This is a genomic window from Streptomyces ferrugineus (assembly GCF_015160855.1).
GTDB lineage: Bacteria > Actinomycetota > Actinomycetes > Streptomycetales > Streptomycetaceae > Streptomyces > Streptomyces ferrugineus.
Window position 1 is genome coordinate 9727711 of record NZ_CP063373.1, and the last position, 24394, is coordinate 9752104.

General features: G+C 70.6%; 25 protein-coding genes and 1 pseudogene. 9 read left to right on the top strand and 17 right to left on the bottom strand.

Annotated elements, in window-relative coordinates; translation table 11 throughout:
- Positions 1-24 precede the first annotated feature (24 nt).
- The 11 genes and pseudogenes from IM697_RS43310 to IM697_RS43360 form a co-directional block, all read right to left on the bottom strand.
- On the bottom strand, positions 25-753 hold the full coding sequence (locus tag IM697_RS43310) for a TIGR03943 family putative permease subunit (protein ID WP_194050133.1): 729 nt from the start codon (positions 751-753) through the stop codon (positions 25-27).
- A complete protein-coding gene (locus tag IM697_RS43315; RefSeq protein WP_194042992.1) occupies positions 750-1781 on the bottom strand; it encodes a permease in 1032 nt (343 codons plus the stop codon). The genes IM697_RS43310 and IM697_RS43315 overlap by 4 nt, the downstream gene beginning before the upstream one ends.
- A 270-nt stretch (positions 1782-2051) precedes the next feature.
- Entirely contained in the window at positions 2052-2318 is a 267-nt protein-coding gene (locus IM697_RS43320) for a DUF4235 domain-containing protein (protein WP_194042994.1), read from the bottom strand.
- Positions 2315-2665 carry a DUF3618 domain-containing protein gene (locus IM697_RS43325; RefSeq protein WP_194042996.1) on the bottom strand — a complete coding sequence of 117 codons (351 nt, stop codon included), beginning with the start codon at positions 2663-2665 and terminating at the stop codon, positions 2315-2317. The genes IM697_RS43320 and IM697_RS43325 overlap by 4 nt, the downstream gene beginning before the upstream one ends.
- Positions 2662-3081, bottom strand: a complete 420-nt coding sequence (locus IM697_RS43330) for a phage holin family protein (protein WP_194042998.1) — start codon at positions 3079-3081, stop codon at positions 2662-2664. Before IM697_RS43330 ends, IM697_RS43325 begins: the two co-directional genes overlap by 4 nt.
- A gap of 59 nt (positions 3082-3140) precedes the next feature.
- On the bottom strand, positions 3141-4202 hold the full coding sequence (locus IM697_RS43335; RefSeq protein WP_194043000.1) for a YihY/virulence factor BrkB family protein: 1062 nt from the start codon (positions 4200-4202) through the stop codon (positions 3141-3143).
- Positions 4203-4318: 116 nt separating this feature from the next.
- A complete protein-coding gene (locus IM697_RS43340) occupies positions 4319-6169 on the bottom strand; it encodes a S9 family peptidase (RefSeq protein WP_194043002.1) in 1851 nt (616 codons plus the stop codon).
- A gap of 147 nt (positions 6170-6316) precedes the next feature.
- Positions 6317-7497 (bottom strand): annotated as a pseudogene (gene tgmC, locus IM697_RS43345) (ATP-grasp peptide maturase system methyltransferase).
- A complete protein-coding gene (gene tgmB / locus IM697_RS43350; protein ID WP_194043004.1) occupies positions 7494-8456 on the bottom strand; it encodes an ATP-grasp ribosomal peptide maturase in 963 nt (320 codons plus the stop codon). Before tgmB ends, tgmC begins: the two are co-directional and overlap by 4 nt.
- Positions 8456-8725, bottom strand: coding sequence for a putative ATP-grasp-modified RiPP (gene tgmA / locus IM697_RS43355; protein ID WP_228044414.1), 270 nt, complete (start codon positions 8723-8725; stop codon positions 8456-8458). The genes tgmB and tgmA overlap by 1 nt, the downstream gene beginning before the upstream one ends.
- Positions 8726-9203: 478 nt before the next feature.
- On the bottom strand, positions 9204-9635 hold the full coding sequence (locus tag IM697_RS43360; protein ID WP_322734543.1) for an ATP-binding protein: 432 nt from the start codon (positions 9633-9635) through the stop codon (positions 9204-9206).
- Positions 9636-9877: 242 nt separating this feature from the next.
- Here IM697_RS43360 and IM697_RS43365 point away from each other — a divergent pair, with 242 nt between their 5' ends.
- On the top strand, positions 9878-11140 hold the full coding sequence (locus tag IM697_RS43365) for a helix-turn-helix domain-containing protein (protein ID WP_194043009.1): 1263 nt from the start codon (positions 9878-9880) through the stop codon (positions 11138-11140).
- A complete protein-coding gene (locus IM697_RS43370) occupies positions 11137-11658 on the top strand; it encodes an NUDIX domain-containing protein (RefSeq protein ID WP_194043011.1) in 522 nt (173 codons plus the stop codon). The genes IM697_RS43365 and IM697_RS43370 overlap by 4 nt, the downstream gene beginning before the upstream one ends.
- Positions 11659-11726: 68 nt before the next feature.
- On the opposite strand, the gene IM697_RS43375 is transcribed toward IM697_RS43370, so the two are convergent.
- A complete protein-coding gene (locus tag IM697_RS43375) occupies positions 11727-12884 on the bottom strand; it encodes an FAD-dependent monooxygenase (protein WP_194043014.1) in 1158 nt (385 codons plus the stop codon).
- Positions 12885-12960: 76 nt separating this feature from the next.
- Between IM697_RS43375 and IM697_RS43380 the strand changes: the two genes are divergently transcribed.
- From IM697_RS43380 to IM697_RS43390, 3 genes are all read left to right on the top strand, one after another.
- Positions 12961-13518: a TetR/AcrR family transcriptional regulator gene (locus IM697_RS43380; protein WP_194043017.1), complete on the top strand. Its 558-nt coding sequence runs from the start codon at positions 12961-12963 to the stop codon at positions 13516-13518.
- Positions 13519-13573: 55 nt separating this feature from the next.
- Positions 13574-13942 (top strand): nuclear transport factor 2 family protein, encoded by a 369-nt coding sequence (locus IM697_RS43385; RefSeq protein WP_194043019.1) that lies wholly within the window; start codon positions 13574-13576, stop codon positions 13940-13942.
- Between the two features lie 65 nt (positions 13943-14007).
- Positions 14008-14817 (top strand): SURF1 family protein, encoded by an 810-nt coding sequence (locus IM697_RS43390; protein ID WP_194043021.1) that lies wholly within the window; start codon positions 14008-14010, stop codon positions 14815-14817.
- A 53-nt stretch (positions 14818-14870) separates the two neighbouring features.
- Here the strand turns inward: IM697_RS43390 and IM697_RS43395 are convergent, their stop codons facing one another.
- The 4 genes from IM697_RS43395 to IM697_RS43410 form a co-directional block, all read right to left on the bottom strand.
- Complete coding sequence (locus IM697_RS43395) at positions 14871-15932, bottom strand: hypothetical protein (RefSeq protein ID WP_194043023.1); 1062 nt, start codon at positions 15930-15932, stop codon at positions 14871-14873.
- An 83-nt stretch (positions 15933-16015) separates the two neighbouring features.
- On the bottom strand, positions 16016-16696 hold the full coding sequence (locus tag IM697_RS43400) for a SigE family RNA polymerase sigma factor (protein ID WP_194043025.1): 681 nt from the start codon (positions 16694-16696) through the stop codon (positions 16016-16018).
- Positions 16697-17101: 405 nt separating this feature from the next.
- A complete protein-coding gene (locus tag IM697_RS43405; protein ID WP_194043034.1) occupies positions 17102-18154 on the bottom strand; it encodes an aspartate-semialdehyde dehydrogenase in 1053 nt (350 codons plus the stop codon).
- Positions 18151-19428 (bottom strand): aspartate kinase, encoded by a 1278-nt coding sequence (locus IM697_RS43410; RefSeq protein ID WP_194043037.1) that lies wholly within the window; start codon positions 19426-19428, stop codon positions 18151-18153. Before IM697_RS43410 ends, IM697_RS43405 begins: the two co-directional genes overlap by 4 nt.
- A 276-nt stretch (positions 19429-19704) precedes the next feature.
- Between IM697_RS43410 and IM697_RS43415 the strand changes: the two genes are divergently transcribed.
- The 4 genes from IM697_RS43415 (at position 19705) to IM697_RS43430 (ending at position 23800) form a co-directional block, all read left to right on the top strand.
- On the top strand, positions 19705-20457 hold the full coding sequence (locus IM697_RS43415) for a cyclodityrosine synthase (protein ID WP_228044416.1): 753 nt from the start codon (positions 19705-19707) through the stop codon (positions 20455-20457).
- On the top strand, positions 20447-21634 hold the full coding sequence (locus IM697_RS43420) for a cytochrome P450 (protein WP_194043039.1): 1188 nt from the start codon (positions 20447-20449) through the stop codon (positions 21632-21634). The genes IM697_RS43415 and IM697_RS43420 overlap by 11 nt, the downstream gene beginning before the upstream one ends.
- 79 nt (positions 21635-21713) lie before the next feature.
- Positions 21714-22418, top strand: coding sequence for a response regulator transcription factor (locus IM697_RS43425; protein WP_194043041.1), 705 nt, complete (start codon positions 21714-21716; stop codon positions 22416-22418).
- Positions 22415-23800: a sensor histidine kinase gene (locus tag IM697_RS43430; protein WP_194043043.1), complete on the top strand. Its 1386-nt coding sequence runs from the start codon at positions 22415-22417 to the stop codon at positions 23798-23800. Before IM697_RS43425 ends, IM697_RS43430 begins: the two co-directional genes overlap by 4 nt.
- On the opposite strand, the gene IM697_RS43435 is transcribed toward IM697_RS43430, so the two are convergent.
- Positions 23766-24293: an SgcJ/EcaC family oxidoreductase gene (locus IM697_RS43435; protein WP_194043057.1), complete on the bottom strand. Its 528-nt coding sequence runs from the start codon at positions 24291-24293 to the stop codon at positions 23766-23768. The genes IM697_RS43430 and IM697_RS43435 overlap by 35 nt on opposite strands.
- Positions 24294-24394 lie beyond the last annotated feature (101 nt).

The following is a 24394-nucleotide window of genomic DNA, read 5'->3' on the forward strand; positions in this document are numbered from 1 at the left end:
GGGGAGCGGCAAGAGACCGCGGCGTCAGCCGTTCCAGCTCTCGTCGTACGGATCCTTCGGCGCCGCCACCGGCTTGGCCTCGGTGACCTCGATGAACGGGATCGGACCGCCGTTGACCGGGTCCTTCATACGGCGCGGGACGTACGTGCCGGTGATCCGCAGCCAGGTGTCCGGCTGGAGGACCGGCGGGACCTCGCCGGTCAGGGCGACCTTCACCGCCTGGGCGTCGGCGGCACAGCAGTTGAGGGCCATGCGCACCAGATAGGGGGTGCCGTCGCGGTCCAGGGCCAGGAAGCCGGAGAGCTGGACGCGGCGGCCCTGAAGGGTGCGGCCGTGGTCGTAGACGGCGCGGCCCGCGTAGTCGACCACGCTCAGGGTCAGGGGGTCGGCGGCCGGGAGGTCGGGGTAGGCCAGGGGTTCCTGGAGGGCGGTGCCGCTGCGGGTCGCGCTGTAGGAGCCGAGGGCGGGCGGGGCGACCAGGATCAGGGCGAGGAGCGGGAGGATCAGGAGCCAGGAGACCCGGGGTTCGGCGTGGCAGTGAGCCTGTTCGTCGCCCTGCGTGTGGCGCCGCCGGGCCCGCTTGCGCTCGTACCAGACCGTCGCCACCGCCGCCACGATCAGCACCACGCCGGACGCCAGCACCAGCGGGCGGAGTCCCGCCTTGACGTACCGCAGGTAGAGGTCGGTGGTGGCCGCGTGCAGCAGGGACGCGCCCAGCAGGAACAGGACGGCCGACTGGGCCTGGCGGTTCACAGGATCACCCATCCGGTCAGCACCGACACGAGCACGGCCAGCGCGAAGGTGGCCGGGGCGAAGCGCAGGGCGAAGGACCGGCCGAAGGTGCCCGCCTGCATGGCGAACAGCTTGATGTCGATCATCGGACCCACGACGAGGAAGGCGAGCCGGGCCGTGAGCGAGAACTGCGACAGCGACGCCGCCACGAACGCGTCCGCCTCCGAGCAGATCGACAGCAGCACGGCGAGGACCGCGAGCGCCAGGACCGACAGCACCGGGTTGTCGGCCGCCGCCCGCAGCCAGCTCTCCGGAACCACCGCCTTCAGCGTCGCCGCCGCCATCGCGCCGACCACCAGAAAGCCGCCGGCGTGCATCACGTCGTGCCGGACGGAACCCCAGAAGGCCTCGCCCTTGCTCTGGCCGTCGTGGGATGGACGGGACGGCGGTTTCAGCCACTCCGTACGGCCCAGACGCAGCCACAGCCAGCCCATCGCGCAGGCCACCAGCAGGCTGGCGACCAGGCGGGCCAGGACCATCTCCGGATCGCCGGGGAAGGCCACGGCCGTCGCCGTCAGCACGATCGGGTTGATCGCCGGGGCGGACAGCAGGAACGCCAGCGCCGCGGCCGGGGTCACACCGCGCCGGACCAGCGCCCCGGCCACCGGCACCGACGCGCACTCGCAGCCGGGCAGCACCGCGCCGGCCGCTGAAGCGACCGGGACGGCGAGGGCGGGCCGGCCGGGCAGGGCGCGGGCGAAGAAGGACGGCGGCACGTACACCGCCAGCGCCGCCGAGAGCAGCACGCCCAGCACCAGGAAGGGCAGCGCCTGCACCATCACCGCGACGAACACCGTCGTCCAGCTCTGCATGACCGGGGCGGACAGCGCGCTGCGGATCGGGCCCTGGAGCAGCAGCAGCGCGAGCATGACGATGGTGAGCAGGAGAGGGGAGTTGGGATGCCGGCCCTCCTGCTCCGGCCCCTGCTCCGGCCCCGCCGGTCCGCCGCGGTCGTCGGTCCGCTGCGGGACGGTCTTGGTGATCGCCACGGGCGAGGTACCTCCGGTGGTGCGGGGCGCTGGCTTCGTGCGGGGCGCTGGCTTCCCTCCCCTCCAGTACGGCCGGGTGGGCGCGGGCGTTCACGGCTCCACGGACCCCTTCTGGAACCCCCTGCCACGCTGAGGCAGGCTCTTCCCCCGTGGCCCCTCCGAGCGTACGGAACGCCCGCCGGTCGTGGGTCAGTCGAAGGCGCCCCTGATCGCCGGTCCGGGCACCGTCGACTCGTATCCAGGTCTCGCCTGGGTGGGTGACGGGAGCGGTCAGCCGGGCCAAGTGCCCGTCAGTCGGCGGGTGGCGGTGGCGCCGCCACGGTCGACGGCCGCTTTGACGCCTGCGAAGATCGCGCCCTGCAGTACGGCTGCCGACAGTACCTCGCGCCAGGTGCGGTGCTCGTCGGTGGCGTCGGGGGCGTCCTCCTCGTGCCCGAGCCGCTTCCAGACCTGCTTGAACACCGCGCCGGACAGGGCACCGCTGAGGGCACCCATGGCCACGCCGACCGGCTTGTAAGCAATCTTCGAGGTTTTCATCGGTGCCTCCGAGCGCGGCGGACGAACAGCAGCGCGATGAGCGCCCCGACGGCAGCGAGCAGCAGGGTGCGCTTGGCTCGCACCGGCTCGGGGGCCCTGTCCTGCATCGCGTGGGCGGCGTGTGCGGCCTGGTCCCGCAGATGGGTCCCGACCTGTGCGGTCTTCTCGGCGACCTGCTGCTTGACGGCTGTCGACTTCTCCTGAGCGCGGGTCCTGACGTCGGCCTTCACCGCGAGTGCCTCGACGGTCTCGCCCAGTTCCGCGCGCGTCGCCTCGATCTCCTCGCGCAGTTCCTCCGTGGAAGGCGCTGCCGCCTCATCGCCCGTGGGGGACTTGCCCCGGGTCATCGCTGCACCTTCTCCCTGATCTCGGCCACGTCGGCCTTGACGCTGTCCATGCTCTGCTCGGGCGCCGGTGGGGAGCCCTTGCCGATCTGCTGCTTGCCGAGAGCCGCCATCAGTGCGGTGACGGCGGCCAGGACCCCGGTGACGATCAGAGCCGCCACCCACACATCCATGGCCAGCGACAGCGCGGCGATCACGGTGACCACCAGCGCCTGCAGGGTGAGCACACCCGCCAGGCCGGCGCCGCCGAACAGGCCGCCGCCCTTGCCGAACCTCTTGCCCTTCTCGGTCATCTCCGCCTGCGCCAGGCGCATCTCGTCGCGAACGAGCTGCGACAACTGCCGCGAGGCGCGCTGGACCAGGTCGCCCACCGGTTCCTGCGCTCCGGCGTGTGTGCGGTGGGTGCTGTCTGTGGTCATGGATGCTCACCTGCCCTTACGTCGGAGGGGCCGCCGACCACCCGCGGCGGGGCTCCCCCTCAGGATTCGATACGGCGGCGGTCCTCCTCGTCCCACTTCCTGGTGTCGCGCGGCTGCACGTACGGCTCCTCCTCGGCCGGGTGGCCACCCGCGACCGCGCGCTGGCGGGCCAGCTCCGCGTCACACTCCAGGCCCAGCAGGATCGCCAGATTCGTGATCCACAGCCACACCAGGAAGATGATCACGCCGGCGAAGGTGCCGTAGGTCTTGTTGTAGGAGGCGAAGTTCGCCAGGTACACCGCGAACCCGGCCGAGGCGATCATCCAGATCACCAGTGCCAGGAAACTGCCCGGCGTGATCCAGCGGAAGCCGCGGATCCGCGCGTTCGGCGTCGCCCAGTACAGGATCGCGATCATGATCGTCACCAGGGCCACCAGCACCGGCCACTTCGCGATCGACCACACCGTCAGCGCCGTGTCGCCGACACCCAGCGCGGCGCCGATCTGCCGGGCCAGGGCGCCGGTGAACACGACGATCACCGCGCTGGCCACCGCCAGGATCAACAGGACCACCGTCACGCCGACGCGGACGGGCAGCACCTTCCACACCGGGCGGCCCTCCGGGACGTCGTAGACCGCGTTGGCGGTCCTGATGAACGCGGCGACATAGCCGGAGGCCGACCACACCGCCAGCAGCAGAGCGACGGCCGCCATGACCGAGCCGATCCCGGCGTTGCCCTGCATCTGCTGCACCGCGTTGCGCAGGACGTCCTGCGCCGCGCCCGGGGCCAGCTTCTGGATGTTGTCCAGCACCTGCTGCGACGCCGACTGCCCGACCACCCCGAGGAGCGAGATCAGCGCCAGCAGTGCCGGGAACAGCGCCAGGATCCCGTAGTAGGTCAGCGCCGCGGCCCGGTCGGTCAGCTCGTCCTTCTTGAACTCCTTCAAGGTGCCTTTGAGCACTGCGCCCCAGGAGCGTTTGGGCAGGTCCGCCGGAGTGTCCGGCGCGTGCTGCTCCACCTGCTCGTCCGGCCCGGCCTCGGGTACCCGCGCGGTCTCGGCCTTCTGGTCGGTCGCGCTGTGCCCGCCGTGCCTTCCATGCCGTTTCAGCGTCCGTGCCATTTCAGCCGAGTATCCGGGTGTGCACCGACCACACGCGCATGCTCCTGTCGCTCTTCCCTCAATCTGCGGAAGGGATGCCCCTCATCGAGGGACACTCCTTCCGACCATCACGTCTTTCAGACCGGGCGCCGCCCGTTCAAGTGCCGCTCCGCGAAGTCCAGTTCCAGTCTCACCTGCTTGATCCGCTCGTCCACCACCAGCGAGCCGTGCCCCGCGTCGTACCGGTACACCTCGTGCACCGCGCCCCGCGCCTCCAGCCGCTTCACGTAGTTGTCGATCTGCCGGATCGGGCAGCGCGGGTCGTTCACACCCGCCGAGATGTAGACCGGGGCCTTCACGCGGTCGACGTACGTCAGCGGTGACGAGGCCTCGAAGCGCTCCGGGACCTCCTCGGGCGTGCCGCCCAGGAGGGTGCGGTCCATGGCCTTCAGCGCCTCCATCTCGTCGTGGTACGCGGTGACGTAGTCGGCGACCGGGACCGCCGCGATGCCCAGCGTCCACGCGTCCGGCTGGGTGCCGAGGCCGAGCAGGGTGAGATAGCCGCCCCACGAGCCGCCGGTCAGGATCAGCCGGGACGGGTCGGCGAGACCCGAGGTCACCGCCCACTCCCGCACCGCCGCGATGTCCTCCAGCTCGATCAGGCCGACCCGGTGCTTGAGGGCGTCCGTCCAGGCGCGGCCGTAGCCCGTCGAGCCGCGGTAGTTGACCCGCACGACCGCGTAGCCGTGGTCCACCCAGGCCGCCGGCCCCGCCGCGAACGCGTCGCTGTCGTGCCAGGTCGGGCCGCCGTGGATGTCGAACACGGTGGGCAGCGGTCCCGGCACGCCCGCCGGGCGCTGCACGAGCGCGTGGATGCGGCCGCCCGGGCCCTCCACCCAGACGTCCTCCACCGGAACCGAGCCGGGGGACTTCATGCCGGGCGGATCCAGCACCACCCGCCCCGTCGTCGACCGCACCGCCGACGGCTCCGCCGCCGACGACCACAGGTACTCCACGCTGCCGTCCGGCCGGGCCGTCGCTCCCGACACCGAGCCCGCCGGGGTCGGCACGGGCACCAGCGCACGCCGAGCCAGGTCGTACCGGTACAGCTCGCTGCGCGCCTCGAAGCTGTGCGCGATCAGCAGCGCCGTGCCGTCGGGGTACCACTCCGCGCTCACATCGCCCGGCAGCTCCAGCGCGAGGTCGGTCTCCTCCCCCGTCGCCACGTCCCACACCAGCGGCTCCCAGCGGCCCCGCCGCTGATGCCCGATGAGCAGCCGGGTGTCACCGTCGACCGGCGCGAAGCCCAGGACCTCCAGGCCCAGCTCCTCGGTGCCGCCCTTGGTGTCGTCGAGCTCGGCGACCGCCGTGCCGTCCGGGCGCAGCACGCGCAGCGCCGAGTGCATAGCGTCGCCGTGCTCGGTGTGCTCGATGGCGATGAGCGAACCATCGTGGGAGAGGTCGCCCACGCCCGCCGACTCGCGGTGCCGGTAGATCTGCACGGGCGGGTCACCGGCGCGAGCCAGGTGGATCGTCGTGCCGTCCTCGTCCGTGGACCGGCCCACGACCGCCGTGCGCCCGTCCCGGCCGAGGGCGAGGCCCGCCGGGTACGAGGGGTCCAGGCCCGGTGCCGCGAGCTCGTCCTCGCCACCGCCGAAGCGCTGGCGGCGCCACACGCCGAACTCGTCGCCGTCCTTGTCGTCGAACCACCAGATCCAGGCGCCGTCCGGGGTGAGCACGCCATCCGTCGTCCCGTTCGGCCGGTCGGTCACCTGGCGCTGCTCGCCCGTCGCACGGTCCCAGGCGTACAGCTCGTACGTCCCCGTGGCGTTCGACACGAACAAGGAGCGGTCCGGCGCGTCCTCCGCCCAGTCGGGCAGCGACACCCGGGGCGCCCGGAAGCGCTTCTCCCAGTCCGGCATGTCCTTGTCCTGCATGTGCCCCCGCCTGTGGTGATCGCGCGAATCGGACCCGTTGCTCTCAGTCATGACCCCATACTGCCTGGCCCGACGGACAGTCCGCTGGCGAGGTCCCCAGCCTGTGGATAACTTCACGGCCATGCGCTCCACCCCCTACGGTCGTCCCCTGACCGGCGATGAACACCAAGTGGCATCGGAGCGTCGCGGTTTCGGGTGTCAGTCGATCCCGTGTTCCCAGCGCAGTGCAGACTCGCCGCCGATCCAGTAGGTATGTGCCTTGGGGGTGACGGCCACGCGAATCGCGCTGATATCAGGCATTCCGACCTCCTGCCAGGCCGTCACGGCGCCTTCGATCCGGTCCCAGACCGCGACGGGGCCGCCCTGGCGCACCGTCCATTCCTCGCCGTCCTGCGTGAGGGCCGCGAAGGACTCCCGGCCTGTGTCGAACAGGTACACCGTGTCTCGGCCGTCGCTGCTGCGCGCACGTACGAGCTGGGCGCCGGGGACGGCGAGCTGGGCAAGGAGCGCGGGCATCCACAGTTCGAGGACCGTAGGTGACAGGGCCGTGTTCCGCTCGGTGTCGGCGTAGGCGGCGCGGGCCGCCAGGTCCCCGGACAGGGGAACGGCGGCTTCGGCGCGGGCCGGCATGAACGAGGAGCGGCCGATGATGCGGCCCTCGGCCGTGCCGTCCTCCTTGACGGTGAGCTTCACCAGGCCGGTCCCGTACGACCACGCGCCGGGGCCGATGGTGGCGAGGATGATTCCGCCGGGCTTGGTCTGCCTCACCCACGTGTATGGGATGCGGCGTACAGCGCAGGTGGCGATGAGCCGGTCATAGGGGGCCCGGCGCGGGTTGCCGAGGAGACCGTCACCGGTCACGGTCCAGGTGGAGAACCCGGCCTTCTCCAAGGCGGTATCCGCCGCGGTAGCGACGTCGGGGTCCACCTCGACGGTGGTGACGTTGTCCTCGCCGAGCCGGGGCACATGAGGGCGGTTGAGTAGCCGGTGCCGGTGCCGATCTCTGCCGTGTTGTGGCCGTCCTCGACGTCGAGAGCTTCGAGCATCCCGACGACGGTTGCGGGCACGGTGGATGACGAGGTGGGGAAGCCTCGGACGGGCTCGGTTGCCTGGTCGGGGGTCAGGTGGCCGTCGAGCTGGGTGACCAACGACTGATCGCTGTAGGCGATCTCCACCCACTCACGTGGGCTGACGCTGTCCGGGGTGACCGGCCGCCACAGGCCCGTGTCGTCCTCGGGGAGGAACACCCCGGAGGAGAGGAACAGTTCCCGGGGAACCGTCTCGACTGCCGCTCTCCATGCCAGGCTGCTCAGGTGTCCTTGCTCGGTCAGGCGGTCGGCGAGGGCCTTCCGCTCCGGTGCGGTATCGGGGAGGGTCACGGTGCGGCTCCTTGCTCCAGGACGTCAGCGAACGCGGCGGTGACCGGCAGGCCGGTTTCGTCTACCAACCAACCCCATTGGCCGTTCGGGTTCAGTTCAAGCCAGTGAAGGTGCCCGTCACGGTCCACGGCCAGGTCGAAGCTGCCCGAGGCGAGGCCGAAGTGTCTCAGATAAGCGATCAGCGCCTTGTCCATGCCGTCGGGCAGCGCGACGACTTGGTACGTGAGCGCGTCATAGTCGGCACGCCAGTCCAACAGGCCCGAGTCGATGCGTACCGGGAACACCTTGTCGCCGGCCACCACGACGCGCAGATCGGCGGCCTTGTCCACCCGGGCCTGGAACAGGTGCGGGACCACGCTCACGCTCTCGTCGACCTCGTCCGCGGTGACCGGCTCCGTCCATGTCGTCAGCCCCACGCCGTCCGCCCGCTGGTACGGAGTCCACCGAAGCGCCTTGTAGATCGCCTGATCGTGTTCGGCGATGAACGCGCGGACGTCGTCGAGGTCGTTGGAGATCAGGGTGGGCGGTACCGTGAAGCCGAACCGTTCGGCGGCGGCGAGTTGCAGCGGCTTGTGTTCAGCCATGTGATTGCGCAGCGGATGGTTCACATAGCGGCAGTTCGGCAGCGCGTACAGGGTGCCACCCAGGCCGTGACGGACCTGGGCTGTGGCATACCGGGCGTCGGCGTCCTCCAGATGCTCGAAGTGGGGCCAGGTGGGGCGGCGCCAGTACACGGACCGTACCCCTTCCAGGCTGGTGGCCCTGGAAGGGGTACGGAGGTGTCCCGCCGGTGAGACGGGGCCGGCGCCGAACCGGGCCGAGAATGACAGGTGCTCGCCGATGTCGGAGGGGTCGAACCGTACGACCGGCACGCCGCGCTCGTTCAGTTCGGTGATCACCATGTCGGCGGTGATGTCGTCGACTTCGGTGACGACTGCGACCGGTCCGGGCTCGGTCATCAGTCCTGCTCGCTGTCCTGGTCGTGGTCGGTGTCGTTGCGGCTGTCCTGGTTGGTGGACTGCGGGTTGGTCTCGGTGCCCTTGCTGGAGCCGTGCTTGCCCATCTCGACGACGCCGCCGTGTCCGTCGCGGAAGACGGTGGTCTGTGTGGCGGGGTCGAGCGCGGCGGTGGCGTAGCCGGGCTGACAGGTGCTCGGGTACGGGCGCATCCTGCTGATGCCCCACGGGCGAACGGGAGTGAGCTGATCAGGAGCGGTGCACGAGGTCACGGGCTCTCCTTCGTTGATCCTTCTCGTGGACCCTGCCGAGGCCCAACATGGCGTCAACGTCTCGGCTCCGGCAGGGGGCATATGGGGCCGCCCGCCCTGGGGAGAAGGGAGGGGCGGACGGCCGTGGACACCTACTCGGGGTGAGGCGCCCGGTGTCCCGCGCGCGGGCCGTCCTGCCGAGACCACCCGTGCGCGGGAGTCGTGCTCGTCCTGGACCGGCTGGCGGGAGTCGGGGAGGCCGTGGCCCGGGACGGAACTGCGTCCGCCGGCAGGAGCTACGGGGAGCGCCCCGCCGCCGGGGCGCAGAGGTCGCCCTCCGCGTACAGGAGCAGTGCGACCACGAACGCGGTGACGGCGGCGATGCAAAGCACCTGGGCGAGAATCTGCCGCCGCCCGAACCGGCACCTTCGCCGGCACGTGCTCTGACGCGGCGGCCGGGCAGCGTCCTTCAGCGCCTTGTCCAACCCGTCGAGGAGCATCACGGGGCCGCCCTCAGCTCTGCCCACACGCGCTTGCCCCAGGGCCGCATGTGCGGTCCGAGCAGGTCATGGCCCCACCGGGCTGCGATGTCGTCGACCAGGAGCAGACCGCGGCCGGTGACATCGTTTGGGCCGGCAGTGCGGAGTTCGGGTGTGCGGCGGGGTGCGCGGTCGACGACAGCGAGATACACCGTGTCGTCGGCCAGGCGGTCCACCATGACCCGGAGCGAGGGGCCCCACGCGTGGACCACGGCGTTGGTGACGAGTTCGGACATCACCAGCTCGGCCACTGTGGTGAGACGGTCTATGCCCCATGTGGCTACGGCGGCGCGTGCCAGGCTGCGGGCCGTCTGTGCGGACTCCTCCGCGCGGGGAAGCGTCTCGCTGTAGCCGGGAGGTCCTGTCGGTCTGGGTCGTGCTGTGGTTGCCATCGTCATCGTCAACGCCTTGGTCGGGGCGGAGGGGGCAGGCCCCGCCCGCGTGCCTCGAGGGAGAAGCCTGCGGGCGGGACGGCCGAGGGGGAGGCGTTCACGGGTGCGTCTCCCTCATGGCTGGCAGCCAGTCAACGGCGCCGGGACCGGGTGAGGAGACTCCGCGAGGTGACTCCAACATGGAGTCACCGCAAAGCCGTTGGACGTAGCATCAGGTTCGCCGCTACTCGGGGGAGTCGCAGATGAGCCATCCGTCACCGGATCCGCGAGTGATCATTTCCGGGCTGCTCGGGGATGAGCGTCTGTTGCACGCACTGGTTGAGCGGGACATGGGCGCCGTGTTCCGCATGCTCAATAACCGGGGTGTGAGTACCCGGCGGCTCGCCGCCGCAGCCGACATCACACAGGGACGGCTCTACGACTACATGAACGGCAAGAGCCGGGTGGAGAAGCTGGCCCTGTTCGAGCAGATCGCCGACGCCTTCCACATCCCAGGTCACTTACTAGGTCTGGCCCGCCGGTCATGGGAACCTGCCGCCGCGCCAGAGCGCCAGCGGATGGGCCATCCGCCACCGGACAGTGACGATCTCGCGGCGATGGACCACTTCCGCAACGCGGACCGGCAGACCGGCGGCGGCCGTCTGTATGGGGCCGTGGTGCGGCATCTGTCGGACCGGGTGGCGCCCCGGCTCGTCGACACGGCGAGCGGGCCGCAGGTGTTCGCCGCCGCGGCAGCTTTGACGGAGATGGCCGGCTGGATGGCCCACGACTCCGGACAGGATGACCTCGCCGGGCGCCACTTCGCGCGCGCTCTGCCGCTGGCCCGCACCTCCGGTGACCTCCCGTTGGCCGCCCACGTCGCTGCGAGCAGCAGCCATCTCGCCCTTGAGACGGGTGACCCGGCGGCGGCCGTGGAATGGGCACGGACCGGGCTCGACCTCGCGGCGGAAGGACCGCGCATTCCGGCGCTGACCGGGCGATTGCGCACGATGCAGGCCCGCGCCCTGGCCGCCGCCGAGCAACACGTCCCCGCTGCCCGCGCACTCGAAGCGGTACAGCGGGACCTGGAGGGCGGCGCGGATGGCGAACACCCGTGGCTGAGCCCGTTCGACGCCGCCGCCCTGGCGAGCGAGTCCGCGCTGATCCTCCGCGACCTGGAACGGCTCGACGAGGCCCTACTCCATGCCGAACAGGCCGTCGCCCTACGGGAGACCGGTCGGGCGCGGTCGCTGGCGCTGAGCCAGATCAGCCTTGTGGACATCCAGGTGCGCCGCAGGGAGCTGGACGCCGCGGTGCATGCCGCACACGCGCTGTTGAGCACGAGCCCGACCCTGGGGTCTGTCCGGGTCGTCCAGCAACTCGACGAGTTGCGCCGACTGCTGGAGCACCACAAGGCGTATCGGCCGGTGCGTGAGTACCTGGTGCGCCTCGACGATGCGCGCAGGGCCAGAATGCTTCTCCTGGCCGACTTGATCCCGCCATCACCGGGAGGCACCCCCGCATGAGGCCCACCGCACCCGAGCCCGGCGACACAGACGCCTGGAACGCCTATCTTGCCGAAGGCAACGCCAAGCAGGCCCGCAAGCGCGTTGCGGCTGATGTCCTGTTGCGTGATCCGGCCGGGCGCGTACTCCTCGTGAATCCCACCTACAAACCGGACTGGGACCTGCCGGGGGGCATGGCGGAGGCGAACGAACCACCCGAGGAGACGGTAGGCCGCGAACTCCTCGAAGAGCTTGGGCTGAAGATCACGCTGTGCGGGCTGCTGGTGGTGGACTGGGTGGCCCCGCACGGTCCATGGGATGACCAGATCGCGTTCGTCTTCGACGGCGGCACGCTGCCTCGGGACCAGGCCGACCGGCTGCGCCCACGGGATGAAGAGCTTGCCGAGGTTGCGTTCGTCGATCCGGAAGAGGCCCGCGCCCGACTCGGCGAACGCGTCCGGCGCCGCTTCACCTCCGCTATGACCGCCCTCACGACGGAACGCCCCCTCTACCTGCACGATGGTGTACCAGCCCTCTGAATGCACCATAGGCCGACGCCTCGAACCAAGACATGTCCAGGGCGTGAGTTGGCGGGGCGCCAGTCGGGTCACCCCAGCCGTGGCGGGACCCAGCCGTGGTGCCGGAGGATCATGCGCACGGCGGAGCGGGAGGGCGTCAGCCGCATCGCGGTGTTGCGCAGGGCGACGGCCAGCGGGTGGGAGAGCTGTTGGCCCATCCGCCCGGCCCGACGGGCGGCCCGGGCAACCGACTGACTGCGCGGTCGGCGCTCGGCGTCGTACCGGGCCAGCGCGGCTTCGACGGTGGGCTCCGTTGCGAGCGCGGCGGCCAGGGTGACCGCGTCCTCCAGCGCCTGGCAGGCGCCCTGTCCCAGGTTCGGGGTCATGGCGTGCGCCGCGTCGCCGAGCAGTGCGATCCGGCCGACCGCGTACGAGGGAAGCGGCGTGCGGAGTTCGTTGACGTCGTGGTGCTGCACGGCTTCGGCTCGGGTCGCGTTGAGCAGGGCGGGGATCGGGTCGTGCCAGTTGAGGAACCGCCGGCGCAGTTCGGCCAGAGGGTCGGCGAACCGCGTTCCGGCGGGAAGATTGAGGACCGCATGCCACTCGGCGCGCCCGTCAGGGAAGGCGATGTGCCCGAACTCGGCGGCTTGCCCCCAGGTCAGCTCGAAGTCGGTGCGCAGTTCGACCGCTTGCTCGGTGATGGCGCGCAGCACCGTCGAGCCGCTGTAGACAGGGCCTGGGTGGGCTGGGAAGAGGAGGCCGCGGACCTTGCTTCCGACTCCGTCGGCCGCCACCACCACATCGGCATCCAGGACCCTGTCGGCACAGGCGACCTGAACTCTCCCAGGGCCGATCTGCTCAACCGAGCTGACCTCCGAGCCGATCAGCAGTGTCTCGGCGGGCAGGCACTCGCGAAGCAGCCGGTGCAAGGTGGCACGGGGGATGCCCACGATCGGCGTGCCCACCGCCCTCTCCAGCGCCGCGCCGTCCATCCGCGCCAGCCAGCCACCCTCCGGCGTGCGGGTGCCGCCACTGTACTGGCCTCGCGACGCTTCCCTCACCGCCCGGCCGGCGCCGAGTTCGTCCAGTGCGCGAAGGCCGTTGGCGGCCAGCGAGATGCCCGCCCCCGCGTCATCGAGCACGGACGCGCGCTCGACGACCGTCACCTCCCGTCCGATGCGGCGCAGGCCGATGGCGGCGGCCAGTCCACCGATGCCCCCTCCGACGACCACTGCCGTGCTGCCCACGCGACCCCACCCCTCACCCTTCTACACCTGTAGAAAGGCGACCTTACCTGGCTTACTACAGGTGTAGAAAGGAGCCATGGCTACGGATCGACGCACCCTCCTCTCGGACGCGGCTCTCGACGTACTCGCCGATGAAGGGATCCGCGGCCTGACCCACCGCGCGGTCGACCGCAAAGCGGCCGTGCCGCCCGGCACCACGTCGGCGTACTTCCGCACCCGAGCCGCGCTGCTCACCGCACTCGTCACCCGCCTGGTCCAACTCGACCAGGCGGAACTACAGACGATGGCAGAGCAGCTCCCGCCCTTCCGCACTGCCGAGGAACTGGTGGACGGCATGACGCTGCTCACTCGTGAGCGACTCACCGGCGAAGGCCGCCGCCGCTCACTCGCCCGCTACGCCTGCGCCGTCGAGAGCGTGCGCGACCCGGAACTGCGCGAGATCCTCGTACCCCGCGAGAACGCCGGCCGCGAGGCCGTTCGGTCGTTCCTGACGGAGCGCGGTGTGCCGGACGTCGAAAACCGCACACACACGCTGCTGGCCTGCCTCGACGGACTGATCTTCGACCGGCTCGTATGCGGTGGTGAGGTGCCGCGCGAGGCCCTGGAAGGCCTCGTCGCCGCCACCCTGCGTTAGACCGCCTTCGCTCAGGTCAGGGCGATTGTCAGTGCCGGGGTGCAGACTTCCCGGCATGACAGATCTGCGCAAGACGGTCGAGAGGTTCTGGGCCGCCGCCCAGGACCGGGATTGGGACGCGTTCGCCGAGACGGTGACCGAGGACGTGGTGTACACCCTCCCCCAGACGCGGGAGCGGATCAGCGGCCGGGAGCGGTATGTGCGGTTCAACCGGGAGTACCCGGGGGACTGGCGGCTGCGGGTCGAACGGATCGTCGCCGAGCCGGGCCAGGTCGTGACGTGGATCCACTTCACGGTCGGGCTGGAGGAGATGTACGGCATCTCGTTCTTCACCGGCACCGATCGGATCGAGTCCATAACGGACTTCTGGCCCGAGCCCTACGAGCCCCCGGCCGGCCGGGAACACCTCGTCGAGCGGTACTGAGACGGGACGGACGCGAACCGACCCCGCGGGCCGGCCCTCCGTGAGAGCCCCGTACCGTTGAAGGCGTGTACCGGTTTCTGCTGACGCCCCGTTGGTGGGGGATCAACGTCTTCGTACTGCTCGCCATCCCGTTCTGCGTGTTCATGGGGTCGTGGCAGCTGAGCCGGTTCGAGGCGCGGGTCGCGGACCATCGCGACGCCGGTGAGCAGGCCGAGGAGAACAAGCGCGAGGCGGCCCGTCCGCTCGCCGAGCTGCTGCCGGTGGACAAGGCGACGTCGGGCCGGCAGGCCACCGTGCGCGGGAGGTACGCCGAGCAGTTGCTGGTGCCGGACCGGGAGCTGGACGGCAAGCGGGGCTACTACGTCCTGACGCTGCTGCGCGCCGACGGCGGCAAGGCCCTGCCGGTGGTGCGGGGCTGGCTGCCGGGCGACCCCGACCGGGCCGACGCCCCCGCCGCACCCGACGGCGAGGTCACGGTCACCGGCGCGCTGCAGGCGTCCGAGGTGCCCGGGGAGAACGGCGTGCCCGCGCGCGGCGGCCTGCCGTCCGGTCAGACCGGGGCGATCAGCGCGGCGTCGCTGGTGAACCTGGTGCCCTACGAGCTCTACGACGCCTGGATCACCCTCGACAAGGCCGACTCCGGTATGAAGCCGGTCCCGGTGACCGCCGCCAATGACACCGGCCTGGACCTGAAGGCGTTCCAGAACCTCGGCTACACCGGTGAGTGGTTCGTCTTCGCGGGCTTCGTGGTCTTCATGTGGTTCCGCCTGCTGCGCCGCGAGGTGGAGTTCGTGCGGGACGCGCGGCTGGGCCTTGCGCCGGACGAGGATCAGGACCAGAACGAGGGGCGCGTCTCCAGCCCGTCCGGCGTCTGAGAGGGCCCGTCACGGCCCGAAGGGCCGCCGGCGCCCAGCCTTACGTACGGCTACTACGCCCCGTCCAGCACACCCGTCCAGTAGATCGCCCCGGCGCACGCGTTGGACACCGTCACCGTGGCCGTCGGCGATCCCGCCTCCGGCGTGTTGGTGATCGTGACGCTGCCTTCGGCGGTGGTGTCCTCGCTCATGAGCTGGGTGGTGGTGCCGGTGCCCGTGTCGCCACCGGTGGAGGTGCCCTCGGTCCCGCTGGCGGTGTTGTCCGTCGGGGTCGGGTCGGCCGAGGGTTCGCCGCCTCCCGTGCCTCCGCCGCCGGTCGTGGGGTCGCCCGTGGTGGGGCAGGTCTCCGAGGGGACCCAGGCGAACCGCACCTCGTACGCGGCGCCCGGCTTGAGCAGCAGCGAGGTGAGCTCCTGGGACGGCGCGGGCAGACCGACCGCCGCGTCGCCGGAGACATGCCTGGCCTGGGTGATCTTCGTGGCGTCGGCCGCCCCGCCGGTCACGAAACTCACCGTGCCGGGAGCGCTGACCGTGCAGTCGGCCTGAGAGACGTTGCTGAAGCGGAAGGTGCCGTACACGATGCCGTTGGCGTCGGGTGCGTCGGCGGTCCCGCCGGAGGTGCCGAGCTGTTCGGCGGTGCAGGCGGTGGCGCCGACCGCGGTGGTCGCCGAGGGGTCGGTGGGACTTCCGGAACCGGAGCCGGTGCCCTTGCCGGTGCCCTTGTCCTCCTCCTTGCCGCTCCCCTTGCCCTGGTTCTCGGTCTTGCCGGAGGAGCCGCCCGAGGTGCTCTGGCCGCCCTCGGTCTCCTTGGCCTGACCGGCGCCGCCCTGCGCCTGCTCGCCGTGGCCGGCGACGGACGAGTTGACCTCGGAGCCGGTGGAGTTGGACACGTGCACCAGGGCCGGGACGGCGGTGCCGACGAAGAGGGCCGCGGCCGCCATGCCGACGAGCGCCTGCCGCTTGCGCGCCCGCCGTGCGGGCACCGCCTGCCGCAGGTGGTCCAGCGTGCCGTCGCGCGGCTCGATCTCCTGGACCACGTCGCGCAGCAAGCGGCGCAGTGCCAGCTCGTCCGAGTCGAGCCCCTCGGGGCCCTGGTCGTCGGGGCCGTGGTTCACAGTTCCGTTCCCAGCGTGCGATTGCTTCGGATCTTGCTCGTCCGGGCGCCCTGCCGGACCGCGCCGCGCGTCCCGGTCCCCGCTCATGCCGGCGCCTCCATGGCGACCCGCAGCGCCGCGATGCCGCGCGAGCCGTACGCCTTCACCGAGCCCAGCGAGATGCCGAGGGTCTCGGCGACCTGCGCCTCGGTCATGTCGGCGAAGTAGCGCAGCACCAGCACCTCGCGCTGGCGGCGCTGCAGGCCCTTCATCGCCTTGATCAGGGAGTCCCGTTCGAGCTGGTCGTAGGCGCCCTCTTCCGCGCTCGCCATGTCGGGCATCGGCTTGGACAGCAGCTTCAGACCGAGTATGCGGCGGCGCAGGGCCGAGCGGGACAGGTTCACCACGGTCTGGCGGAGGTACGCCAGCGTCTTCTCCGGGTCGCGCACCCGCTTGCGCGCGGAGTGGACGCGGATGAACGCCTCCTGGACGACGTCCTCACAGGAGGCGGTGTCGTCGAGGAGGAGGGCCGCGAGCCCCAGCAGCGAGCGGTAGTGGGCCCGGTAGGTCTCGGTGAGGTGGTCGACGGTCGTGCCGGCCGCCGCGGCGTTGTCGGCCTCGGCACCGTCACGCTGACTGGGTATGCGGGCGGGCCGCGCTGCGGGCATGGGCGCGATCACCGGCATGCCGCCGGACGTGCCGGGCATGCCGGGTCGGACGGGCCGACGGGGCGGCCGTAGGGCCGTACCGCGGGTCGCCGCACTGAAGTCGAGAACCTCTGCCACGCCAGTTGGACACGCGTCCCCCCAGGAGGGTTGTACGTGCCGGACGTCACTTTTGCGCCACTCTCCGCAGCCGGCCCTCTCGCGCCAGGCAGCACAGCCGACCGTGCGTCAAACGCCCACATGCCTACCCGCTCTTCCCCTATGTCCATGTATGAACGGGCGTCCCCACGCCCGGCTCATGGCGTCCCCACGCCAGAAAAACGCGTCTCACACCCATAAGGGCGACCGCAAAGACGCTCCCCGCTCTGCAAGCGGTTGCAGAGCGGGGAGGAAAATCTTCGGATGCCGACCTGTCCCGGTTCAAGAGGTCCGGACCATCGATCGGCTCACACTCTTCACACAGATCCTACAAACGATTCGGTCACGGCCCAGCGATTTACCCGGGCACACGGGCGCACCGAAACTTCACGAAAGTTCCGCCGCCACCAGCTCCGCGATCTGCGCGGTGTTGAGCGCCGCGCCCTTGCGCAGGTTGTCGCCGCAGACGAAGAGTTCGAGCGCCGTGGGATCGTCCAGCGCGCGCCGCACCCGGCCGACCCAGGTCGGATCGGTGCCCACCACATCGGCGGGCGTCGGGAACTCGCCCGCCTCCGGGTCGTCGTACAGGACGACCCCCGGAGCCGTGGCCAGGATCTCGCGCGCCTTGGCGACCGTGACCTCGCCCTCGAAGCGGGCGTGCACGGTCAGCGAGTGCCCGGTCAGCACCGGCACCCGCACACAGGTCACGGCGACCGGAAGCTGCGGCAGCCCGAGGATCTTGCGGGACTCGTCCCGCACCTTCATCTCCTCCGAGGACCAGCCGTCCTCGCGCAGCGATCCGGCCCACGGCACGACGTTCAGCGCGACCGGCTCCGGGAACGGCCCGGTGTGGTCGCCGATGGCCCGCCGTACGTCACCGGGGGTGGTCCCCAGGTCGGTGCCGGCGACCAGGGAGAGCTGCTGGCGCAGCGTCTCGACGCCGGCCCGCCCGGCCCCGCTCACCGCCTGGTAGGAGGACACCACCAGGGAGCGCAGCCCGAACTCGGCGTGCAGCGCGCCCAGCGCCACGATCATGGAGAGGGTCGTGCAGTTGGGGTTGGCGACGATTCCGCGCGGCCGCATCCGGACCGTGTGCGGGTTCACCTCGGGCACGACCAGGGGCACATCCGGGTCCATCCGGAAGGCGCCCGAATTGTCCACCACCACCGCGCCCTTGGCGGCGGCGATCGGCGCCCACTGGGCGGCCACCTCGTCCGGTACGTCGAACATCGCGACGTCGATCCCGGCGAAGGCGTCCTCGGTGAGGGCCACCACCTCGACCTCCTCGCCGCGCACGGCCAGCTTGCGGCCGGCCGAGCGCGGCGAGGCGATCAGACGGATCTCACCCCAGATGTCGGCGCGCTGGGACAGGATCTGGAGCATGACCGAGCCGACGGCCCCGGTCGCTCCCACGACCGCGAGCGTCGGTCGGTAGGTCATCGCCCGGTGCCTCCGTACACCACGGCCTCGTCGCTGTCGGAGTCGAGTCCGAAGGCGGAGTGCACGGCGCGTACGGCCTCGTTGACGTCGTCGGCGCGGGTGACGACCGAGATACGGATCTCGGAGGTCGAGATCAGCTCGATGTTCACACCGGCGTCGGACAGCGCCTTGAAGAAGTCGGCCGTGACGCCCGGGTTGGTCTTCATGCCGGCGCCGACCAGGGAGATCTTGCCGATCTGGTCGTCGTAGCGCAGCGAGTCGAAGCCGATGCCGCCCTTGTTCTTCTCCAGGGCGTCGATGGCCTTGCGGCCCTCGGACTTCGGCAGCGTGAAGGAGATGTCCGTCAGGCCGGTGGACGCGGCGGACACGTTCTGCACGATCATGTCGATGTTGATCTCGGCGTCGGAGATCGCACGGAAGATCGCGGCGGCCTCGCCCGGCTTGTCCGGGACGCCGACGACCGTGACCTTGGCCTCGGAGGTGTCGTGCGCGACACCCGAGATGATGGCCTGCTCCACCTGCTTGTCCCCTTGCTCGATCGGCTCGCTGCTGACCCACGTGCCCCTCAGTCCACTGAAGCTGGACCGGACATGGATCGGGATGTTGTAACGACGGGCGTACTCCACACAGCGGTGGAGCAGCACCTTCGAGCCGGACGCGGCCAGCTCCAGCATGTCCTCGAAGGAGATCCAGTCGATCTTCTTCGCCTTCTTGACCACGCGCGGGTCGGCGGTGAACACGCCGTCGACGTCGGTGTAGATCTCGCACACCTCGGCGTCGAGGGCGGCGGCCAGCGCGACAGCGGTGGTGTCGGAACCGCCACGCCCCAGCGTGGTGATGTCCTTGCTGTCCTGGCTCACCCCCTGGAACCCGGCGACGATCGCGATGTTGCCCTCGTCGACCGAGGTCCGGATCCGGCCCGGCGTGACGTCGATGATCCGCGCTTTGTTGTGGACCGAGTCGGTGATGACACCTGCCTGCGAACCGGTGAACGACTGGGCGCTGTGGCCCAGGTTTTTGATCGCCATGGCCAGCAGGGCCATGGAGATCCGCTCTCCGGCGGTCAGCAGCATGTCGAGCTCGCGCCCGGCAGGCATCGGGGATACCTGCTCGGCGAGATCGATCAGCTCGTCCGTCGTGTCGCCCATCGCGGAAACCACGGCGACCACCTGGTGGCCGTTCTTCTTGGCTTCCACGATCCGCTTGGCGACGCGCTTGATGCCCTCGGCATCGGCTACGGAGGAGCCTCCGTACTTCTGCACGACAAGGCCCACGTGCGCTCCTCGCTCAGTCCGTGTGTGTCGGCTCAGTCTATCGAGCGCCCGAAAACGACCTTGGGGTTCCCAGATGGTGAGATTCGAACGCTCCGGGATGGTCCCTGCCCGGTGCGGGGCAGGGCACTCCGGAAAGTGGGACAGGTCACTAGTGCGAGGTGCGGTCGCCATGAGCCCATTGACGCTCTCCGTAGTCGCACACTAACTTCGCGTCGTCGTCGCCACACCAGGGGCACAAGGCTCCATCGGGACTAGCGACGCGAAGGATTCCCTCCTTTGACGACTGCGACCGCTTCCGAGATCCAGCACGTCACACCGGCCGAAGCCGATACGGATTCCCCGGCCGGCCTCTTCGAGATCCAGCCCTTCACCCCGCACTGCGAGGTGATCCGCGCCGCCGGCGATCACGCCGTCATCGGCGTCTCCCCCGGCAACAGCTACTTCTCCGCCCGCCGCGTCATCGACCTCGCCCGCTGGGGCCTGACGCTCTTCGAGCGGGTGGACTTCGTCTACACCGATCTCTACGTGGCCGAGATGTACGCGGCGTCCGGCTATCCGCCCGAGGACGCGCGCCGCAAGGCGGTGAAGAACCTGCGCGGGGTACGGGCCAAGGTCCTCGGCGCCGTACGGTCCACGGACCCCGGCGGCACCCGGCTGCGCGCCCACGCCATGTCCGACTTCCACGGCAACGCGGCGTACCGCGAGATCCACGACCGGCTCCACGCCCGCCTCGCCACCGACGACGAGTTCCGTACGACCTGCGAGAAACTCGTCGACTCCTTCCTGGCCGGCCGGGCCGGACGGGCGAGCGCCGCCCAGCGCGAGGTCTGCCTGGCCTATGTCTGCGCCGAGGCGCCGCTCTTCCTGGACACCCCCGCCATCCTCGGCGTCCCCTCCTCCCTCAACTGCTACCACCAGCTGCTGCCGATGGCCGAGCTGCTCTACTCCCGCGGCGCCGGCCTGCGCGCCTCCCGCAACCAGGGACACGCCATCGTCACGCCGGCCGAGGGGACCACCGATGCTCACTGAGGACGTCATCGACTTCCCCTTCTCCTGGCGCGGCGACCGGCTCCCGGAGGAAGTGGAGGAGCTGCGCACCCATACGCCCGTGCGCCGCGTGCGCACCATCGCCGGGGACGAGGCCTGGCTGGTGTCGTCGTACGACCTGTGCCGGCAGGTCCTGGAGGACCCCCGCTTCAGCCTCAAGGACACCTCCGCCCCCGGCGTGCCCCGCCAGTACGCGCTGACGATCCCGCCCGAGGTCGTCAACAACATGGGGAACATCACCGGCGCCGGGCTGCGCAAGGCCGTACTGAAGGCACTGAACCCGAAGAGCCCCGGCCTGGTGGAGTGGATGCGGCTGCACGCCGGTGAGCTCGTCGACGCCCTGATCGGCGAGGGCGCCCCGGCGGACCTTCGCGGCGGCTTCGCCGATCCGTACTCGGCGGGCATGCACTGCCGCATCCTCGGCATCCCGCAGCGGGACGCGCCCCGGCTGATGCGCAGCCTGGACATCGCGTTCATGAACTCGGCCTGCCCGGTCACGGGCGCCCGGCTCAACTGGGACCGGGACATCGCCCATATGACGGAGCGGCTCGACGACCCGGCGACGACGGGCCTGATGGCCGAGCTGGCCGAGCTGCGCACGGACCCCGACTACGGTCACCTCACCGACGAGATGCTCGCGACGGTCGGGGTGACCATGTTCGGCGCCGGTGTCGTCTCCACCTCGGGCTTCCTGACCATGGCCCTGGTGTCGCTGATCCAGCACCCGGAGCTGCGGGACGAGCTGGTCGCGCACCCCGGGAGGATCCCGGCCGCCGTCGACGAACTCCTGCGCGTCAACCTGTCCATCGGCGACGGCCTGCCGAGACTGGCGACGGAGGACGTACGGCTGGGAGACATGGACGTGAAGGCCGGCGAGCTGGTGCTGGTCCTCGTCGAGGGCGCGAACTTCGACCCGGCCGCCTTCCCCGACCCGCACACGGTCGACCTCGGCCGCGAGAACGCCACCGCCCATCTCTCCTTCGGCGGCGGCCGCCACTACTGCCCCGCCACCGCCCTCGGCCGCAGACACGCCGAGGTCGCTCTGGAGACCCTCCTGGAGCGGATGCCGAAGCTCCGGCTGGCGGTGCCGATCGAGCAGCTGGTGTGGCGGACGGGCTTCATGAAGCGGATCCCGGAGCGGCTGCCGATCATGTGGTAAGTGCGGTTTGCCCGCAGATCGCCTGCTCACAGGCTCGGCGGCCGGTCGTCTTTAAAGTTCAACCACTATGGTTCGCCCTGTGCGGGTACTTCTGGTGGAAGACGACGAACCGGTCGCCGAGTCACTCCGGCGAGGACTGCTGCGCTACGGCTTCGAGGTGGCGTGGGTCACCACGGGTGCCGCGGCCCTGAGCCACAGCGACCCCTACGACGTCGTGCTCCTCGATCTCGGCCTGCCCGACGCCGACGGGCTCGACGTCTGCAAGGCGCTGCGCGGGCGCGGCGATGTGCCGATCATCGTGATCAGCGCGCGCAGCGACGAGACGGACCGGGTGGTCGGGCTGGAGATCGGCGCGGACGACTACGTCTCCAAGCCGTTCGGGGTGCGTGAGGTCATCGCGCGGATACGAGCCGTGATGCGCCGCGTGCAGCCCCGTACGCCCGCCGCCGAGACCGGCCCGGACCGCTACGGCGACCGCCTCACCATCGACCGCAAGGCGGCCCGCGTCCGCCTGGACGACGAGGAGGTGTCCCTCGCGCCCAAGGAGTACGACCTGCTGGCCTTCCTCACCGAGGAGCCCGGGGCGCTGATGTCGCGCGAGCAGATCATGGAGGCGGTCTGGGACGCCAACTGGTTCGGGCCGACCAAGACGCTGGACGTGCATGTGGCGGCGCTGCGGCGCAAGCTCGCCGGGGCGATCGCGATCGAGGCGGTGCGGGGGGTCGGGTTCCGGCTGGAGATCGTGGGCGGCAACGGGGCCGACGGCGGTGGCGGCGCGTCATGATCCGCCAGCTCACCCGTAGTTACGTCGCGCTCGTCGCCGGTGCCATCGCCCTGTTCACGGTGCCCGTGGCCTTCACCCTCACGGACCAGCTGCGCGACGACACCGCGGCCTCCGTCCGGCGTGAGGCCGACACCATGGCCCTGCTGCTCGGCAACGGGAACACCCCGTCCTGCGCGGCGCTGGACGAGATGGGCCTGGCCTACGCCGGCCAGACACCCGGCAACGTCGAGGTGACCGAGCGCTGCGACACGCACATGCCGAGCCCGAAGCAGGACGCGGCCCTCACCAAGGCCCTGGAGACGGGCGAGTCCACGACCGACTGGGGCTCGCCCTTCATCTGGGGGCCGGAGCTGAAGATCACAGTGCCCGCCCACGAGAGCAAGAGGGACCTCGACGGCCGCAACAGGGGCCCGGTCGTCGGCGCCGTACGCATCGTGTACTCGACCGGTGGTCTGACCCAGCGGCTGTGGACGATCTGGGGCTTCCGCGCGGGCCTCGCGGTGGCCGTCCTCTCCGTGGCGGCCGTGGTCGGCGCGGGGGTGGCCCGTCGGCTCACCCGCCCGTGGCGCCAGCTCAACGACACGGCGAGCAGGTTCAGCGACGGCGACCTGTCGGCCCGCTCCCCGGTGACGGGCCCGCAGGAGACACAGACCCTCGCCCGTACGCTCAACCAGGCGGGAGAGCGCCTGGACACCCTGATCGCCTCGCAGCGCATCTTCGTGGCCGACGCCTCGCATCAGCTCCGCACTCCTCTCACGGCGCTCAGGCTGTCCCTGGACAACATCGCGGACGGGGTGGACGACGACTTCGTCAAGGAGGACGTGGAGCAGGCGACGGCCGAGGTCGTCCGTATGAGCCGGCTGGTCAACGGCCTGCTGGTGCTGGCCCGGGCGGAGGCGAAGGTGGCGGCCGCGGAGCCGCTGCCGCTGCTGGACATCGTGCGGGAGCGGCTGGACGTGTGGAGGCCGGCCGCCGACGAGCGTGGAGTCACCATCACGCTCAGGGGGATTGCCGACGGCCGGCCGCTTGTGCTGACCAGCCCCGGCCATCTCGACCAGGTCCTGGACAACGTGCTCTCGAACGCCCTGGAGGTGTCACCGGACGGCGGCACGATCACCGTCCAGGTGGAGCCGAGGGGCGACGAAGTGGTGCTCTCGGTTCTCGACGAGGGCCCCGGGATGTCGGACACCGACAAGTCCCGTGCCTTCGACCGCTTCTGGCGCGGCAAGGGCCTGACCGGGAAGGCCGGCTCCGGTCTCGGCCTCGCCGTCGTCAAGCGTCTGGTGACGGACGACGGCGGGACCGTGACGCTCGGGGACGCTCCCCGGGGCGGGCTGAAGGTGACGATCAGCCTTCGGGCATCTTCGAGGAGTGGTGGTTGACGATGAGCCACTCGCCGTCACGCTTCTCGTACTCGTAGGTGTAGCGCGCCTTGGCCGTGCTCTTCTCACCGGTCTCGGGGTCGGTGAGCGCGAACTCGTACACCCCCGCGTCGATGGCGGAGTTGGCGTCGAGGACGTTGATGTGCGTCTCGATCTTCGTGCCGACCGGCTTGTTGTCCAGGAAGTGGTCGAAGTAGTCGACGATTCCGGCGCGGTCGGCGCGGACCTTGTTGGACAGGGTGGGCAGCAGCACCGCGTCGCTCGCGTACCGGTCGGCGACCTTCTCCGGGTCGCCGGTCCGCAGGCTTGCGTTCCACTGGTCGAACAGCCCGGCTATCTGCTTCTCGCTGGGCTTGCCGTGACCGGGCTTGCCGTGACCCCAACCGGGCCCGGCGACCGCGGCACCGGCGGCGACGGTGCCGACGGCGATCACGGCGGTGGCGGTGACAATGGCTACGCGCTTGCCCATGGACTTGCGTGCGGTACGAGTCATTGCATCTCCGGTGCGGGTCCGGTGCGGAAGTGACTCCAGATTCGCTGTGCACCGGTTAGCGCCCGTGCAGGAGACGTAAAGCCCAGGGACAGGGCTCGCCC